Annotated in this window: 13 protein-coding genes; 9 read left to right on the top strand and 4 right to left on the bottom strand. The window is 68.7% G+C overall.

Features of this window, described 5'->3' with window-relative positions:
* Positions 1-12: 12 nt before the first annotated feature.
* The gene (locus ACZ4VW_RS06060) at positions 13-1,440 is read right to left on the bottom strand and encodes a hypothetical protein (RefSeq protein WP_467958885.1); all 1,428 of its coding nucleotides are present in this window, start codon (positions 1,438-1,440) and stop codon (positions 13-15) included.
* 69 nt (positions 1,441-1,509) lie between these two features.
* Positions 1,510-1,716: a hypothetical protein gene (locus ACZ4VW_RS06055; RefSeq protein WP_467958883.1), complete on the bottom strand. Its 207-nt coding sequence runs from the start codon at positions 1,714-1,716 to the stop codon at positions 1,510-1,512.
* A gap of 132 nt (positions 1,717-1,848) precedes the next feature.
* Here ACZ4VW_RS06055 and ACZ4VW_RS06050 point away from each other — a divergent pair, with 132 nt between their 5' ends.
* Positions 1,849-2,823 carry a carbohydrate kinase family protein gene (locus tag ACZ4VW_RS06050; protein ID WP_467958882.1) on the top strand — a complete coding sequence of 325 codons (975 nt, stop codon included), beginning with the start codon at positions 1,849-1,851 and terminating at the stop codon, positions 2,821-2,823.
* Between the two features lie 53 nt (positions 2,824-2,876).
* Here ACZ4VW_RS06050 and ACZ4VW_RS06045 read toward each other — a convergent pair whose 3' ends face one another.
* Complete coding sequence (locus tag ACZ4VW_RS06045) at positions 2,877-4,259, bottom strand: aminotransferase class V-fold PLP-dependent enzyme (RefSeq protein WP_467958880.1); 1,383 nt, start codon at positions 4,257-4,259, stop codon at positions 2,877-2,879.
* Between the two features lie 325 nt (positions 4,260-4,584).
* On the opposite strand from ACZ4VW_RS06045, the gene ctaC reads away from it, so the two are divergent.
* The 4 genes from ctaC to ACZ4VW_RS06025 all read left to right on the top strand — a co-directional run bounded on the left by ctaC (position 4,585) and on the right by ACZ4VW_RS06025 (position 9,075).
* Positions 4,585-5,580, top strand: a complete 996-nt coding sequence (ctaC, locus tag ACZ4VW_RS06040; RefSeq protein WP_467958878.1) for an aa3-type cytochrome oxidase subunit II — start codon at positions 4,585-4,587, stop codon at positions 5,578-5,580.
* On the top strand, positions 5,577-7,313 hold the full coding sequence (gene ctaD / locus ACZ4VW_RS06035; RefSeq protein ID WP_467958876.1) for an aa3-type cytochrome oxidase subunit I: 1,737 nt from the start codon (positions 5,577-5,579) through the stop codon (positions 7,311-7,313). The genes ctaC and ctaD overlap by 4 nt, the downstream gene beginning before the upstream one ends.
* Positions 7,310-7,708, top strand: a complete 399-nt coding sequence (locus tag ACZ4VW_RS06030; RefSeq protein ID WP_467958874.1) for a cytochrome c oxidase subunit 4 — start codon at positions 7,310-7,312, stop codon at positions 7,706-7,708. The genes ctaD and ACZ4VW_RS06030 overlap by 4 nt, the downstream gene beginning before the upstream one ends.
* Before the next feature lie 113 nt (positions 7,709-7,821).
* Positions 7,822-9,075, top strand: coding sequence for a L,D-transpeptidase (locus ACZ4VW_RS06025; protein WP_467958872.1), 1,254 nt, complete (start codon positions 7,822-7,824; stop codon positions 9,073-9,075).
* Positions 9,076-9,094: 19 nt separating this feature from the next.
* Here ACZ4VW_RS06025 and ACZ4VW_RS06020 read toward each other — a convergent pair whose 3' ends face one another.
* Positions 9,095-9,496, bottom strand: coding sequence for a response regulator transcription factor (locus ACZ4VW_RS06020; RefSeq protein WP_467958870.1), 402 nt, complete (start codon positions 9,494-9,496; stop codon positions 9,095-9,097).
* A gap of 177 nt (positions 9,497-9,673) precedes the next feature.
* On the opposite strand from ACZ4VW_RS06020, the gene ctaE reads away from it, so the two are divergent.
* From ctaE to qcrB, 4 genes are all read left to right on the top strand, one after another.
* Positions 9,674-10,294: an aa3-type cytochrome oxidase subunit III gene (gene ctaE / locus ACZ4VW_RS06015; RefSeq protein WP_467958868.1), complete on the top strand. Its 621-nt coding sequence runs from the start codon at positions 9,674-9,676 to the stop codon at positions 10,292-10,294.
* A 72-nt stretch (positions 10,295-10,366) separates the two neighbouring features.
* Positions 10,367-11,176: a cytochrome bc1 complex diheme cytochrome c subunit gene (qcrC, locus tag ACZ4VW_RS06010; protein WP_467958866.1), complete on the top strand. Its 810-nt coding sequence runs from the start codon at positions 10,367-10,369 to the stop codon at positions 11,174-11,176.
* A complete protein-coding gene (qcrA, locus tag ACZ4VW_RS06005) occupies positions 11,173-12,225 on the top strand; it encodes a cytochrome bc1 complex Rieske iron-sulfur subunit (RefSeq protein ID WP_467958863.1) in 1,053 nt (350 codons plus the stop codon). The genes qcrC and qcrA overlap by 4 nt, the downstream gene beginning before the upstream one ends.
* The gene (qcrB, locus tag ACZ4VW_RS06000; protein WP_467958861.1) at positions 12,222-13,847 is read left to right on the top strand and encodes a cytochrome bc1 complex cytochrome b subunit; all 1,626 of its coding nucleotides are present in this window, start codon (positions 12,222-12,224) and stop codon (positions 13,845-13,847) included. Before qcrA ends, qcrB begins: the two co-directional genes overlap by 4 nt.
* Positions 13,848-13,962 lie beyond the last annotated feature (115 nt).

Genomic DNA, 13,962 nt, shown 5'->3' with positions numbered 1-13,962 from the left:
CGTACATCAGCCTCACTTACGGGGTACGGGCTCCGAACTCGCCGCGTCCACGACCACCCGCCCGGCCAGCGGCTGCTCCAGCGTCACCGTCCGGGTCACCTCCACCGCGATGGCGATGCACGCCTTGCCCGGGTCCGTCGGTCGCTCCGTCACCCGCACGGCGACCTTGTCGGCGCTCTCCCGGACCGACGCCGTGTACTCGCTGCACACACCGCCCCAGAAGGTCACGGACAGCTTCGTCCCGGCGCCGTCGACCCGGTACGACTCGATGCGCCGCTCGGGCGCCGTGCCCTCGTCCGGATCCGGCGTCGGCGTCGGGGTGGGGCTGGGCTTCGCCGGAGGCGCCAGATGTTCCGGGGCCACCGCCGTCTGTACGACGGTGGACGGCTTCGCCCCCGCCTCCCCCTCCACCCGGAACAGCCAGGCCGGTACGAGCGCCCGCTCGCCGCCGTCCACGAACTGGGCCGCCAGCCCGAGAACCGCGCCCGTGACCGCCAGCTCCTTCGGCTTCGCGTCCGGCTCGCAGGTCGTCGTGGGGCGGTCGTCCGCGGTTCCCGCCGGCGGATCGGTCGCGCAGCCGCCGATTCCGATCGTGCCCGCCCCCGCGGACGCCTTGTTCAGCTCCTCGAGCGCCTTCCCGGCCCCGATCACCGGATAGTCCGCGCCCCGCGCCGGCTCCTTCAGCTGCCCGCTGCCCGCGACCAGCTCACCGCCCGGCCCGACATGGATCCCGGTCGACCAGCCGTACGTCGGCAGCCCACCCACGACCGGCTCCGCGTTGACCACCCGTACCGAGCCCATCAGCTGGCTCGCGTCCAGCTTCGCGTCCTTCTGGCCGATCGCCTTCAGCACGGGCGTGGCCGCCGCCCGCGCCGCCGCCTCGCTCACCGGTCCACCGCTCGGGGTCTTGGTCTCTCCGGGGGGCGGGCACGCCCTGCCCTTGAGGCAGGTGTCGCCGGCCGGGCCCCCGTCGTACCGCGAGAACGTCCAACTGCCGGGCGCCTTCGCCGACACGTCCAGCCGCAAACCCTGGCCGTCCTTCTCCGGCGCCAGCTTCCAGACCTCGCCCTCCAGCCTCGGCGCGCCCGCGATGCCGAGGGCCGCCGCCAGCCGCGTCACCTCCGCCGACGTGACCCGGCCCTCGGGCCGGTGGACCGCCGCGGACGAGGGCCCGCCGGGGAGAGGTCGCTCGGCCTTGTACACCACGCCGCCGCCGGGATCGGGCTCACCCGGCGCGATACCGGGCCCGCCGTCCGTGCCGCTCCTGCCGTCGAGCCTCAGTGGCGGGGGAGCGGCCGCCCCGGAAGGTCGTGTCGCATCGCCGCCGGACGCCGTGGTGGCGAGATACACCCCGCCGCCCCCGGCGAGCAGGACGCTCGCCGCCACCGAGGCCACGAGCAGCGGCCGGTGCCGCATTCGCCGGTTCTCCGTACCGCTCACCGCATCGCTCCTTCACTCCTGTCCGGAAGACATCGGTGGGACGGAACGGGCGAGCGGGTGGTTCCGTCCTCAGGCTCCGTATTCGGAGGTGGCGTCGATCAGACGCGCCGAGGCGGGCGGGACGACCACCCCGTGGATGAGCGCGGGGGAGACCCGGGCGGGCGCGGTGTCCGGGGGAACCACCCAGTGCGGGGCCATCCGCGCGCTGTCGCCGCACAGCTGGGCCAGGCTGAGCTCGGACTCCTGATGCTCCCGGGGAGCGGGGTACGTGGACATAGCCGCACCGTACGCACGCCGCGGCTCCACGGAAAAGACCTACTCTGGGGTAGTTTCCACTGTTCGGCAGGGCGCTTCCCACCCGGTAGCGTGGACTGTCAACCGCTTTCCGTCCCGCAGGAGCGCCCAGCCGTGCGTATCGCAGTCACCGGCTCCATCGCCACCGACCACCTCATGACCTTCCCCGGCCGGTTCGCAGACCAGCTCGTAGCGGACCAGCTCCACACGGTCTCCCTCTCCTTCCTCGTCGACAACCTCGACATCAGAAGGGGAGGCGTCGGCCCGAACATCTGCTTCGGCATGGGCCAGCTCGGCGGCAACCCGATCCTGGTGGGAGCGGCGGGCTACGACTTCGACGAGTACCGCGCCTGGCTCGACCGGCACGGCGTCGACACCGGCTCCGTGCGGATCTCCGAGGTCCTGCACACCGCCCGCTTCGTCTGCACCACGGACAAGGACCACAACCAGATCGGCTCCTTCTACACCGGCGCCATGAGCGAGGCCCGGCAGATCGAGCTGAAGGCGGTCGCGGACCGTGTCGGCGGCCTCGACCTGGTCCTCATCGGTGCCGACGACCCCGAGGCGATGCTGCGCCACACCGAGGAGTGCAAGACGCGGGGGATCGCCTTCGCCGCCGACTTCTCGCAGCAGATCGCCCGGATGAACGGCGACGAGATCCGCACCCTGCTCGACGGCGCCACCTACCTCTTCTCCAACGAGTACGAGAAGGGCCTCATCGAGTCCAAGACGGGCTGGACCGACGCGGAGATCCTGGACCGGGTCGGCCACCGGGTCACCACCCTCGGCTCCCGCGGTGTGCGCATCGAGCGCGCGGGCGAGCAGGCCATCGAGGTCGGCTGCCCGGACGAGGAGGCCAAGGTCGACCCCACAGGCGTCGGCGACGCGTTCCGCGCGGGCTTCCTGACCGGTCTGTCCTGGGGTGTCGGCCATGAGCGCGCGGCCCAGGTCGGCTGCATGCTCGCGACGCTGGTGATCGAGACCCTCGGCACCCAGGAGTACACCCTGCGCCGCGCCCACTTCATGGAGCGCTTCACGAAGGCCTACGGCAGCGACGCCGCCGCCGAGGTCCAGGCGCACCTGTCCTGACCCGGGAGCGCGGGGGCGCGGCACCGTGCCCCCGCGCCACCTCGCGTCGGGCGCTACGCCACCCGCCGCACCACGTACGCCGTGCCGCCCCGCGAGGACGGCTCCTCGCCCACGTACGCCTGGCCGCGCATCTCGCACCACGCGGGGATGTCCAGGCGGGCCGCCTCGTCGTCGGCGAGGACGGTGACGGTGCCGCCGATCGGGACGTCGTCGATCACCTTCGCCAGCTCGATGACCGGGATCGGGCAGCGCTTGCCCAGGGCGTCCACCACGAGGGAACCCGCGGTGCCCTCCCGGGTCACCGCCTCCGGAGCCCCCAGCCGCTCCCGCACCTGCGTGACCACCGCCGGCAGCACCTCCAGGAAGCGGTCCACGTCCGCCTCCGGCGTCCCGGCCGGCAGCGACACCCGGACGTTGCCCTCGCTCAGCACCCCCATCGCCCGCAGCACATGGCTGGGCGTCAGCGTGGAACTCGTACACGACGAACCGGATGAAACGGAAAAACCCTCCCGGTCCAGCTCGTGCAGCAGCGTCTCCCCGTCGACGTAGAGGCAGGAGAAGGTGACGAGATGGGGGAGCCGGCGCACCGGGTCACCCACCACCTCCACATCCGCCACCAGCTCCGGCACCCGCGCGCGGATCCGGTCCACCAGACCCCGCAGCCGGGCCCCCTCTGCCTCCGCCTCCGCCCGCACCGCCCGCAGCGAGGCCGCCGCGGCCACGATCGCCGGCAGGTTCTCGAAACCGGCCGCCCGCCCCGACTCCCGCTCGTCCGCCGGACCTTGAGGGGCGAAGCGGACACCCTTGCGGACCGCCAGCAGCCCCACACCCGCAGGCCCGCCCCATTTGTGCGCACTCGCGGCGAGCAGCGACCAGCCGCCCTCCACCGGCCCCCACCCCAGCGACTGCGCCGCGTCCACCAGCAGCGGCACCCCCGCCTCCCGGCACGCCTCCGCGACCTCCGCCACCGGCTGCACCGTCCCCACCTCGTGGTTGGCGGACTGCAGACACGCCAGGGCCGTCCCCTCCTCCAGGGCCGCCGCGAAGGCCGAGGGGTCCACCGCGCCGGACCGGCCGACCGGCACCTCCGTCAGCGATCCGCCCGCCGCCAGGTGCGCCTCGCCGGCGTGCAGGACGGAGGAGTGTTCGACCGCGGAGACCACGAGCCGGGTTCCGACACGCCGACGCGCCGCGAGCGCCCCGGAAATTCCGGAGTGAACCGCGCGCGTCCCCGAAGGAGTGAAGACCAGCTCGTCGGGACGGCAGCCCACCGCCTCCGCCGCCGCCTCCCGCGCCGCGTCCAGGAGCAGCCGCGCACGCCGCCCCTCGCGGTAGAGCCGGGCCGGGTCGGCCCAGCCCTCGTCCAGGGAGGCGAGCAGCGCCTGGCGGGCCACGGGGTGCAGCGGGGCGGAGGAGGCGGCATCGAAGTAGGGCACACCGACACGGTAGAGCGTCGCACCGCCCAAGCCCCCGTCAGATGCCCGGCGCGCGCCGTCGATCGTGCCCGCGGGAAGCCGGCGGAAAGCCCGCGAAAAGCCTGCGGGAGGCCCATGCGACCCCGTCGCGGAATGATCACGTCCACCCCTTCGGGGAGTCGGACGGCGCGTTGGGCACCCTCCCCGCGCGACCCCAAATAGCGTCCAGTAGGGTTTGGTCCGCATAAACATCCAAACCCCTGCCCGCGGCCGGGGCGGCGACCGACCAGCCAGACGGACGGCCGTGGCCGACCAGCGCGGGCCGAGACTCTCGGGAAGGCGCTACGTGAGTCCCAACGGCTCCGACCTCCCCCGCAGCCAAGGCGCGGGTGGTACCCCCACGTCTCGGCGCCCGATGCGGCGGAAGCTGCCGCAGGTGCTGACTGCGGGCCTGATCCTGGCGACAGCCACCGGCTGCTCGTACAACTGGGAAGACTTCCCCCGCCTTGGTATGCCCACCCCGGTGACGGAAGAGGCCCCTCGGATCCTCTCCCTCTGGCAGGGCTCGTGGGCGGCCGCGCTCGTCACGGGCGTCCTGGTCTGGGGGCTGATCCTGTGGTCGGTCATCTTCCACCGGCGCAGCCGCACCAAGGTCGAGGTTCCTCCGCAGACCCGGTACAACATGCCGATCGAGGCGTTGTACACGGTCACCCCGCTCATCATCGTCTCCGTGCTCTTCTACTTCACGGCGCGCGACGAGTCGAAGCTCCTCGAGCTCTCCCCCAAGCCGGCCCACACCATCAACGTGGTCGGCTACCAGTGGAGCTGGGGCTTCAACTACGTCGAGAACGTGCCCGGTGTGACGGGCGACGCGAAGACCGACAAGAACCTGGCGGCCATTCCGGACAAGTACCTCAACGACTTCCCGGAGAACGCCGGCGGCGTCTACGACGCGGGCATCCCCGGTGACCGGAACCCGCAGAACGGCAACCCGGGTCCGACCCTGTGGCTGCCGAAGGGTGAGAAGGTCCGGTTCGTCCTGACCTCCCGTGACGTCATCCACTCCTTCTGGGTGGTCCCCTTCCTGATGAAGCAGGACGTCATCCCGGGCCACACCAACTCCTTCGAGGTGACCCCGACGCAGGAGGGCACCTTCATGGGCAAGTGTGCCGAGCTGTGCGGTGTCGACCACTCCCGGATGCTCTTCAACGTCAAGGTGGTCTCTCCGGAGCGCTACCAGCAGCACCTGAAGGAGCTGGCGGAGAAGGGGCAGACCGGCTACATCCCGTCGGGCATTGAGCAGACGGACCCGGCCAGGAATGCGGAGAAGAACCAACTGTGAGCATCCTCAACGAACCCCAGGGTGCGGCCGCGGCTGAGGACTCGTACGAGAACGAGCTCCCGGTACGCCGCAAGCAGCCCGGCAATGTCGTGGTGAAGTGGCTGACCACCACAGACCACAAGACGATCGGCACGCTGTACCTCGTCACGTCGTTCGCCTTCTTCTGCATCGGCGGACTCATGGCGCTCTTCATGCGCGCCGAGCTGGCCCGTCCGGGCACGCAGATCATGTCGAACGAGCAGTTCAACCAGGCGTTCACGATGCACGGCACGATCATGCTGCTGATGTTCGCGACGCCGCTGTTCGCCGGATTCGCGAACTGGATCATGCCGCTGCAGATCGGCGCGCCCGACGTGGCGTTCCCGCGGCTGAACATGTTCGCGTACTGGCTGTACCTCTTCGGCTCGCTCATCGCGGTGGCCGGCTTCCTCACCCCGCAGGGTGCGGCCGACTTCGGCTGGTTCGCCTACGCCCCGCTGTCGGACGCCGTCCGCTCGCCGGGTGTCGGCGCCGACATGTGGATCATGGGTCTGGCCTTCTCCGGCTTCGGCACGATCCTCGGCTCGGTCAACTTCATCACCACGATCATCTGCATGCGCGCTCCGGGCATGACGATGTTCCGCATGCCGATCTTCACCTGGAACGTGCTGCTGACCGGTGTCCTGGTCCTGCTCGCCTTCCCGGTGCTGGCCGCCGCGCTCTTCGCGCTGGAGGCCGACCGCAAGTTCGGCTCGCACATCTTCGACGCGTCCAACGGTGGGGCGCTGCTGTGGCAGCACCTCTTCTGGTTCTTCGGACACCCCGAGGTGTACATCATCGCGCTGCCGTTCTTCGGCATCGTGTCCGAGATCATCCCGGTCTTCAGCCGCAAGCCGATGTTCGGCTACATCGGTCTGATCGCCGCGACGATCGCCATCGCCGGTCTCTCCGTGACCGTGTGGGCGCACCACATGTACGTCACCGGTGGCGTGCTCCTGCCGTTCTTCTCCTTCATGACGTTCCTCATCGCCGTACCGACCGGCGTGAAGTTCTTCAACTGGATCGGAACGATGTGGAAGGGCTCGCTGTCCTTCGAGACACCGATGCTCTGGACGATCGGCTTCCTGGTCACCTTCACCTTCGGTGGTCTGACCGGCGTCATCCTGGCCTCGCCGCCGATGGACTTCCACGTCTCCGACTCGTACTTCGTCGTCGCGCACTTCCACTACGTCGTCTTCGGCACCGTGGTCTTCGCGATGTTCGCCGGCTTCCACTTCTGGTGGCCGAAGTTCACGGGCAAGATGCTGGACGAGCGGCTCGGCAAGATCACCTTCTGGACGCTCTTCATCGGCTTCCACGGCACCTTCCTGGTGCAGCACTGGCTCGGTGCCGAGGGCATGCCGCGTCGTTACGCGGACTACCTCGACGCCGACGGCTTCACCGCGCTGAACACGATCTCGACGATCTCCTCGTTCCTGCTGGGCATGTCGATCCTGCCGTTCTTCTACAACGTCTGGAAGACCGCCAAGTACGGCAAGAAGATCGAGGTCGACGACCCGTGGGGCTACGGCCGCTCGCTCGAGTGGGCGACCTCCTGCCCGCCGCCGCGGCACAACTTCCTCACCCTGCCGCGGATCCGTTCCGAATCCCCGGCGTTCGACCTGCACCACCCTGAGATCGCGGCGGTCGACCAGCTCGAGAACAAGCCGCACGAGGCCGTGGCTCTCACGGGCGGCAAGGAGGCCGGCAAGTGAAGTTCCAGGGCAGGTTGTTCATCTGGCTGAGCGTCTTCGTGCTCGCCATGGCCATCCTCTACGGCGTGTGGTCGAAGGAGCCGGTCGGCACCACGGCGCTCTTCCTGGCCTTCGGTCTCTGCATCATGGTCGGCTACTACCTGGCCTTCACGGCCCGGCGGGTCGACGCCATGGCGCAGGACGACAAGGAGGCCGACGTCGCGGACGAGGCCGGCGAGGTGGGCTTCTTCGCCCCCCACAGCTGGCAGCCGCTCTCGCTGGGCATCGGCGGTGCGCTCGCCTTCCTGTCGGTCGCGATCGGATGGTGGCTGCTGTACTTCTCGGCGCCGCTGCTCCTGGTCGGCCTGTTCGGCTGGGTGTTCGAGTTCTACCGCGGTGAGAACCAGAACCAGTAGCAGGACCCCGTAACACCCCCGAGGGGCCCGGGCACTTCGTCACCGAAGTGCCCGGGCCCCTCGTTTGCAGCACTCGGCGCGCTGGGTGCGAAGAATGTTCTTACGGTGATGTCATGAACGACACGCCGCGCATTCGGACTGTTGTGAGCTGCACTCTTCTGGCTCTCGCCGTGACCGCGGGCGCCGGGGCCTGCGGGGGTCCCGACGGCCATCCGCTGTCGGCGAGGCCGTACGACGCCGCGGAGCAGGTCTCCTTCAGCGGCCCGGCCGACGGCAAGAAGGCCGACCCGGCCAAGGCGCTGGAGATCACGGCCAAGGGCTCGGACAGCCGCATCACGGACGTGACGGCCACCGACGCGGGCGGGCGCCACCTGGCCGGCGAGCTCACCGCGGACGGGCAGCGCTGGCGCTCCACGGGCTCGCTGACGGCCGGCGCGCGCTACACCGTCAGGGTCTCCACGGAGGACGAGGACGGCGCCCCCGGCGTCCGTACGTACACCTTCGAGACCTCCCCGGCCAAGCAGGGGCTGAGCGTGAAGTTCGGCCCGGAGGCGGGCACGTACGGCGTCGGACAGCCGATCACGGCCGACCTCAGCGTCCCGGTCAAGGACCGGGCGGCCAGGGCGGTCGTCGAACGGGCCCTGAAGGTCCGCTCCACCCCCTCGGTCGAGGGCTCCTGGCACTGGGTGGACGACAAGAAGCTCCACTTCCGGCCCAAGGAGTACTGGCCCGCGGGCGCGACCGTCTCGGTCGCCGCCAACCTCTCGGGCGTCAAGGTGGGCGACAAGCTGTACGGCGCGGATTCGAAGCCGCTGCGGCTGACCATCGGCGACCACGTGGAGGCCATCGCGGACGCCGGCTCGCACTACATGACCGTGCGGCGCAACGGAAAAGTGATCAACACCATTCCGGTGACCACCGGCAAGCCGGGCTTCTCCACGCGCAACGGCATCAAGGTCGTGCTCGGCAAGGAGTACTTCGTACGGATGCGCAGCACCACCGTCGGCATCGCGGCGGGCAGCTCGGAGTCGTACGACCTGCCCGTCTACTACGCGACCCGAGTCACCTGGAGTGGTGAATACGTCCACGCCGCGCCCTGGTCGGTCGGCTCACAGGGAGTGGCGAACGTCAGCCACGGCTGTGTCGGCATGTCGACAGGGAACGCGGCCTGGTTCTTCAAGACCGTCCGCCCCGGCGACATCGTGCAGACGGTCAACAGCGCCGGCGACACCATGGACCCCTTCGGCAACGGCTTCGGGGACTGGAACCTCGCCTGGGACAAGTGGCGCCAGGGCAGCGCCCTGGTGGCCGACGCCAAGAGCGCCGCCCACCAGCCCGACCCCACCCGCCTGCGGCCCCTTGTCTAGGGGCTCGCCAGGGTCTCGCCTAGGCGTCGATGGAGAGCCGGGAACGCAGCAGGGCGGCCAGGGACGCCGCGAACTCGACCGGATCCACCGGAAGGGTGACCGCGGCGTCCGCGCGGCTCCAGGTGGCCAGCCAGGCGTCCTGCGGGCGGCCGATCAGGAGCAGCACGGGCGGGCAGTGGAAGATCTCGTCCTTGATCTGCCGGCACACGCCCATCCCGCCCGCGGGAACGGCCTCCCCGTCCAGGACGCAGACGTCGATGCCGCCCTCCTCCAGCCGCTTCAGCACGGCCGGGAGTGTCGCGCATTCGATGAACTCGACCGGGGGAACGTCGGCCGCGGGCCTGCGTCCCGCAGCCAGCCGCACCTGCTCCCGCGTGTTCGCGTTGTCGCTGTAGACCAGGACCGTGGCGCTCGACTGCATCGTTCCTCCGTGAAGGTCATCAACCGATGCGGCGGATGCTACTCCGTCCCACACCTCGTCAACACCGGTTCGACACCGCCAGGGAGTCCGCTTCGATGGGCCGTTCGGGCTGGACACGCACCCCTGACACTCCGAACGGCACCCCCCGGAGTGAGGGCGGGATAAGCGACCGACATAATGTCGGTCGTGGCGACAGTAACGACAGTAGAAACCGGGCACGCGCACCCGTCGGTCAATCGACCGAACCTCACCAGCGTCGGAACCATCATCTGGTTGAGTTCCGAGCTGATGTTCTTCGCGGCCCTCTTCGCGATGTACTTCACCCTGCGATCGGTGACGGGTGCCGAGTTCTGGACGGAAAAGGCCGATGCCTTGAACTTCCCGTTCTCGGCGACCAACACCACGATCCTGGTGCTCTCCTCCCTCACCTGCCAGCTCGGCGTCTTCGCCGCGGAGCGGGGCGATGTGAAGAAGCTCCGGACGTGGTTCATCATCACGTTCGTGATGGGTGCGATCTTCATCGGCGGCCAGGTCTTCGAGTACACCGAGCTGGTCAAGCACGAGGGTCTCTCGCTCTCGTCGGACCCGTACGGCTCGGTGTTCTACCTGACCACCGGCTTCCACGGCCTGCACGTGACGGGCGGTCTCATCGCCTTCCTGCTGGTCCTGGGCCGGACGTACGCCGCCAAGAGGTTCACTCACGAGCAGGCAACCGCCGCCATCGTCGTGTCCTACTACTGGCACTTCGTCGATGTCGTCTGGATCGGCCTCTTCGCCACGATCTACATGATCAAGTAATCGGTCGCCACCTCGGCGAACCGAGACATCCAGCAAGCACCGACGCAGAAGATCCTGACACCGGGGTAATCCGTGAAAAAGCTCTCCGCACGACGACGCCATCCGCTGGCGGCGGTCGTCGTCCTACTCCTCGCGCTGGCGGCCACCGGGGGGCTGTACGCCGCGTTCGCGCCCGCGGGCACGGCGAAGGCCGATGAAACCGCCCAGTCCCTCGCCATCGAGGAGGGCAAGAAGCTCTACTCCGTCGGCTGCGCCAGCTGCCACGGAACCGGCGGTCAGGGCACCTCTGACGGCCCGTCCCTGGTCGGCGTCGGTTCGGCGTCCGTGGACTTCCAGGTCGGCACGGGCCGCATGCCGGCCCAGCAGCCCGGCGCCCAGGTACCGAAGAAGAAGAACATCTACACGCAGGCTGAGATCGATCAGCTCGCGGCGTACGTCGCTTCCCTCGGTGCCGGCCCGATCACGCCGAAGGAGTCGCAGTACAGCCCCGACGGTGCCGACATCGCCCGTGGTGGCGACCTGTTCCGCTCCAACTGCGCCCAGTGCCACAACTTCACCGGTGAGGGCGGCGCGCTGACGCACGGCAAGTACGCCCCCAGCCTCGAAGGCGTGAGCCCGAAGCACCTGTACGAGGCCATGCAGACCGGCCCGCAGAACATGCCTTCCTTCCCGGACACGACCATGCCGGAGAAGGAGAAGAAGGACATCATCGCGTACGTCCAGGCCGTCAACGGCGAGAAGGCCAACAACCCGGGCGGTCTCTCGCTCGGCGGCCTCGGCCCGGTCAGTGAGGGTCTGTTCGGCTGGATCTTCGGTCTGGGTGGACTGATCGCAGTTGCCGTCTGGGTCGCGGCCCACACCGCTAAGGCCAAGAAGTCATGAGTAGCCAAGAGATTCCAGAAGAGAACCTGCCCGCTGAGCAGGACACCGCGCACGGCGCGGTGAAGGTCCTCGACGACCCGTTCGCCGACCCGGGCCTTCCCCCCCACAAGCCGCGCATCCAGGACATCGACGAGCGGGCCGCCAGGCGGTCCGAGCGTGCGGTCGCCTTCATGTTCACGCTGTCGATGCTGGCCACCGTCGGCTTCATCGCCTCGTACGTGATCTTCCCGGTCGACAAGATCGTGTACATCTGGCCCTTCGGCCGGGTGTCCGCGCTCAACTTCGCCCTGGGCTGGACGCTCGGTCTCGCCCTCTTCTTCATCGGCGCGGGCGCGGTCCACTGGGCCCGCACCCTGATGTCCGACGTGGAGATCGCCGACGAGCGTCACCCGATCGAGGCCTCCCCGGAGACCAAGGCGAAGGTCATGGCGGACTTCGCGGCCGGTGCCGCCGAGTCCGGCATGGGCCGGCGCAAGCTGATCCGCAACACGATGTTCGGCGCGCTCTCCCTCGTACCGCTGTCCGGTCTCGTGCTCCTGCGTGACATGGGCCCGCTGCCCGAGAAGAAGCTCCGGACCACGCTGTGGGCCAAGGGCAAGCAGCTCATCAACATGAACACGCACGAGCCGCTGCGTCCCGAGGACGTCGCGGTCGGTTCGCTGACCTTCGCGATGCCCGAGGGCCTCTCGGAGCACGACCACGACTTCCAGATCCAGATCGCCAAGGCCGCCCTGATGATCGTCCGCATCCAGCCGGACGACATCAAGGACAAGCGCGAGCTCGAGTGGTCGCACGAGGGCATCGTCGCCTTCTCGAAGATCTGCACCCACGTGGGTTGCCCGATCTCCCTGTACGAGCAGCAGACGCACCACGTGCTCTGCCCGTGCCACCAGTCCACCTTCGACCTGTCCGACGGCGCCCGTGTCATCTTCGGCCCCGCCGGTCACGCCCTCCCGCAGCTGCGGATCGGCGTGAACGACAAGGGCTTCCTCGAGGCGCTCGGCGACTTCGACGAGCCCGTCGGTCCTGCCTTCTGGGAGCGCGGATGAGCACTGTGACCGACACCAAGAAGAAGGCACCCGCCGGCGAGCGGGTCGCCGACTGGGCCGACGGCCGTCTCGGGATCTACTCCCTGGCCAAGGCCAACATGCGGAAGATCTTCCCGGACCACTGGTCCTTCATGCTCGGTGAGATCTGCCTCTACAGCTTCATCATCATCATCCTCACGGGCGTCTACCTGACGATGTTCTTCCACCCGTCGATGAACGAGGTGGAGTACCACGGCAGCTACGTCCCGCTGCAGGGACAGCTGATGTCCGAGGCGTTCAACTCGACCATGCACATCTCCTTCGACGTGCGCGGTGGTCTGCTCATCCGGCAGATCCACCACTGGGCGGCGCTGATCTTCATCGCCGGCATGTTCGTGCACATGATGCGCGTGTTCTTCACCGGCGCGTTCCGCAAGCCGCGTGAGATCAACTGGCTGTTCGGCTTCCTGCTGTTCTTCCTGGGCATGTTCACCGGCTTCACCGGTTACTCGCTCCCGGACGACCTGCTCTCCGGCACCGGTGTCCGCTTCATGCAGGGCGCAATCCTGTCCGTGCCGGTCGTCGGCACGTACCTGTCGATGTTCCTCTTCGGCGGGGAGTTCCCCGGCGGCGACTTCGTGGCCCGGTTCTACTCGGCGCACGTCCTGCTGCTGCCCGGCATCATGCTCGGCCTGGTGGTCGCCCACCTGATCCTGGTCTTCTACCACAAGCACACGCAGTTCGAGGGCCCCGGCCGTACGAACAAGAACGTCGTGGGCATGCCGCTGCTGCCGGTCTACATGGCCAAGGCCGGAGGCTTCTTCTTCCTGGTCTTCGGTGTCATCGCGGTCATCTCCGCGATCGCCTCGATCAACCCGATCTGGGCGCTCGGCCCCTACCGGCCGGACCAGGTCTCCACCGGCGCCCAGCCCGACTGGTACATGGGCTTCGCCGAGGGTCTGATCCGTGTCATGCCGGGCTGGGAGATCAACCTCTGGGGTCACACCCTGGTCCTCGGTGTGATGATCCCGCTGGTGATCTTCCCGCTGATGCTCGCCGCGATCGCGGTCTACCCGTTCATCGAGTCGTGGATCACCGGCGACAAGCGCGAGCACCACATCGCGCAGCGCCCGCGCAACGCTCCGACGCGCACCGCCTTCGGTGTCGCCTGGATCACCGCGTACATGATCATGCTCGTCGGTGGTGGAAACGACATCTTCGCGACCCACTTCCACCTGTCGATCAACTCGATCACGTGGTTCGTCCGGATCGCCTTCTTCGTCGGCCCGGTCATCGCGTTCATCATCACCAAGCGGATCTGCCTCGGCCTCCAGCGCCGGGACAAGGACAAGGTGCTGCACGGACGCGAGTCCGGCATCATCAAGCGCCTGCCGCACGGTGAGTTCGTCGAGGTCCACCAGCCGCTGAGCCAGGGCGAGCTGTACAAGCTCACGGCCCACGAGCAGAACAAGCCGGCCGAGCTCGGCCCGCTGGTCGACGAGAACGGCGTGGAGCGCAAGGTCAGCCGTACCGAGAAGCTCCGGGTCAAGCTCAGCAAGAGCTACTACGGCGAGGACAACCAGATCGCCAAGCCGACCGCCGAGGAGTACAAGGAGATCCAGAGCGGCCACGGCCACCACTGATCACCTTCCCCCTGGGGACATCCCCAGAGGTCGCCACAGCGGGAGCCCCGTCCATTCGATGGACGGGGCTCTTTGCCGTCCCCGTGGATCGATAGGGTGGACGCTGTAACCGTCA

The sequence above is a fragment of the Streptomyces sp. NPDC029139 genome (genome assembly GCF_055564335.1).
Note: the sequence above shows the minus strand (reverse complement) of the source record. Positions and strands in the feature narration are given on the sequence as shown.

What these genes read in the sequence shown, in the direction of transcription:
- ACZ4VW_RS06025 (WP_467958872.1), top strand. Translation starts at nt 7,822, where the DNA reads ATGAACGACACGCCGCGCATTCGGACTGTTGTGAGCTGCACTCTTCTG.
- ctaE (WP_467958868.1), top strand. Translation starts at nt 9,674, where the DNA reads ATGTCGGTCGTGGCGACAGTAACGACAGTAGAAACCGGGCACGCGCAC.
- ACZ4VW_RS06020 (WP_467958870.1), bottom strand. Translation starts at nt 9,496, where the DNA reads ATGCAGTCGAGCGCCACGGTCCTGGTCTACAGCGACAACGCGAACACG.
- qcrB (WP_467958861.1), top strand. Translation starts at nt 12,222, where the DNA reads ATGAGCACTGTGACCGACACCAAGAAGAAGGCACCCGCCGGCGAGCGG.
- qcrA (WP_467958863.1), top strand. Translation starts at nt 11,173, where the DNA reads ATGAGTAGCCAAGAGATTCCAGAAGAGAACCTGCCCGCTGAGCAGGAC.
- ACZ4VW_RS06055 (WP_467958883.1), bottom strand. Translation starts at nt 1,716, where the DNA reads ATGTCCACGTACCCCGCTCCCCGGGAGCATCAGGAGTCCGAGCTCAGC.